3 protein-coding genes are annotated in these 2224 nt (G+C 43.1%); 1 reads left to right on the top strand and 2 read right to left on the bottom strand.

The annotated features are described in order from the left end of the window. Nucleotides 1-657, top strand: a 657-nt coding sequence (locus tag VIP81_RS26080) for a 2'-5' RNA ligase family protein (RefSeq protein ID WP_414649391.1), incomplete at its 5' end; no start/stop codon positions are given. A 106-nt stretch (nt 658-763) separates the two neighbouring features. On the opposite strand, the gene VIP81_RS26085 is transcribed toward VIP81_RS26080, so the two are convergent. Together VIP81_RS26085 and VIP81_RS26090 are read right to left on the bottom strand one after the other, a co-directional pair. Beyond that, nucleotides 764-1510, bottom strand: coding sequence for a head GIN domain-containing protein (locus VIP81_RS26085; RefSeq protein WP_331968149.1), 747 nt, complete (start codon nt 1508-1510; stop codon nt 764-766). Between the two features lie 208 nt (nt 1511-1718). Next, on the bottom strand, nt 1719-2036 hold the full coding sequence (locus VIP81_RS26090; RefSeq protein ID WP_331968151.1) for a carboxypeptidase-like regulatory domain-containing protein: 318 nt from the start codon (nt 2034-2036) through the stop codon (nt 1719-1721). Nucleotides 2037-2224 lie beyond the last annotated feature (188 nt).

Consider the following 2224-nt stretch of genomic DNA (forward strand, 5'->3'; position numbering starts at 1 on the left):
GGTGGCGGCGGTGGTTACGATCGCGGCGGCGGTGGCGGTGGTTACCGTGGTGGCGGAAGCCCAAGACAGGGCGGAAGACCTCAACGCTTTGAACCAAAACCTGATAATAAAATTTACTTTATCGCCCTCCTGCCAACTGCAGAAGTAGGTAAAGAAATCATAAAAATAAAACAGGAATTTGCAGAATCATATGGCCCAATGTACGCATTGAAAGTATTGCCACATATTACCCTGCAAGTACCTTTCACGGCTGATCCGGCACTGGAAAAAGCTTTCTGTGATGAACTGACGGATTTTGCCAAAACACAGGCACCATTCGAAGTTTCCCTGAAAGGCTTCGGTACTTTCCCGAATAAACAAAACCGTGTACTCTTCATCAACGTGGAAAAAAGTGAAACCATGTCTGCCATGCACCGTCAACTGATCAACTTCCTGCGTAAGGAATTTGGTTTCAGTACAATGCTGGCACGTACAGGCTTTACTCCACACGTTACCGTGGCCTTTAAAGACCTGGAAGATGATCAGTTTAATAAAGCATGGCCTGAATATGAAAACAAGGAATATGAGGCTACCTTCAAGGTAAATAACCTCTACTTCCTCCGTCACAACGGTAAATCATGGGAAGTCCTGCAGAAATGCAAATTAGGTGGCGCCTGATAAAAGCACCTCCTTTAAGATAAAAAAGGCCCCTGCATTTGCGGGGGCCTTTTTCGTTTTATAAACACAGACAGTATAACAGTATAGGTTATACGAAGTTAGTGGCTTATTGTTTGGTCACCTTTCCAGATCCCTTAATATTACTCACTACATTGGCCTCGCCCTTGTAATGCACTTCGCCGCTGCCATTGATTCGCACATCCAGTTGCCGCCGCACAAATATCGCATGCTCCCCCGAACCACTGATCGTAATATTCGCTTTTTGAACTTCCATATCGGTACCCGATACCGTTCCACTTCCGTTAATTTCACTGTTATGTGTGCTGGCACGGCCTTTCAGTACCATATCGCCCGACCCGTTAATAGTTGTATTCAGGTCAGTAGTGGCCAGTGTAAGCCAGCCTTTACCACTGCCGTTAATTTCATACTTAAAGAGAGACGTATGTATGGTGTCCTCATTATCTGCTGTACCCGAGCCATCAAACTGTAGTCGCTGAAAAATCGGACTCTGTATATATACTTTTATAGGCAAATGATTATGAAGACGGGTTCGCTCCCGGATACGCACATACAGCGTGTTTGCATGTACACCTGTTTCTACCACGCCTATAATATTATCTTCTGCTTTTATCTCTAAAGCAGTCACTGCGGCCTGTTTCAGGTGTACCTCGAAATCGCCCGATACTTCCACATCCGTGAGCGCGCTAATATTGCGGGTTTGCGATATCACATGGCCCGAACCATTGATGTTTTCTTTTGTACAACTGGAAAGTATAATGCTGAAAATAGCTATCATCAACAGCAACCATCCTATACTTAAACTGGTGTACGTAATTATAAATTGCTTTTTCATATCGTCATTTTTAGGGGGCTTTAAGAAATGACGTGTATGGAACAACATACCCCTACGTAGCAATTTAATTTCTGAAGAAGAAGAGGAGAGGAGATGCCCTTTAAATGGCCACCCGGGCAGAAACGCACATAAAAAAATAAGCCGGCCGTACAGACGTACGGAACCGGCTTTTTGATTAACCCCTATGAAAACAAACTATTGCTCTTACTTAATGTGCTAATTTAATTTCTCCTAAATCAGTGGACTTTCCTTCATCCACCTTAACATCTGTAACAGTTGCAGGTTTAAATGGCGCTTTCGCCCCTATAATAACGGTATATGCACCCACTTTCGCATGTTCAAAACTAAAGGCACCATCAGTAACAGGTGATGTTAATGTATCTGTTCCCTGAATGGCCCAGGCTTCTGTGGCCCCCTCTGCCGGAGTTACTTTACCTGCTATGGTTCCACCGTCAACGCCCTTAAATGCGAATGCTCCAAATGCCACAGTTGCAAGTGCTAACATGCTTACTTTTATCTTCTTCATAGCTTACAATTTTAAATGGTTCAACAATAAAGGTTATATGGTAAGTAAAGGTGTTAGCATTTTTTTATTCCTGTTTTTAAGATGTAAAAGAACTTGTTGTTGAAAGCCAATTTTGCAATTACGGTGCCATAATATTTTGAACGCTGACCATTTAACATATCTTTTGGAAAGCTGAAGGCTTAAGGCAT

Origin of the sequence: Chitinophaga sp., assembly GCF_036566945.1 — a bacterium.
GTDB lineage: Bacteria > Bacteroidota > Bacteroidia > Chitinophagales > Chitinophagaceae > Chitinophaga.

Excerpts from the sequence above, each read along its gene's own strand:
- VIP81_RS26090 (WP_331968151.1), bottom strand. The coding sequence starts at position 2,036 with ATGAAGAAGATAAAAGTAAGCATGTTAGCACTTGCAACTGTGGCATTT.
- VIP81_RS26085 (WP_331968149.1), bottom strand. The coding sequence starts at position 1,510 with ATGAAAAAGCAATTTATAATTACGTACACCAGTTTAAGTATAGGATGG.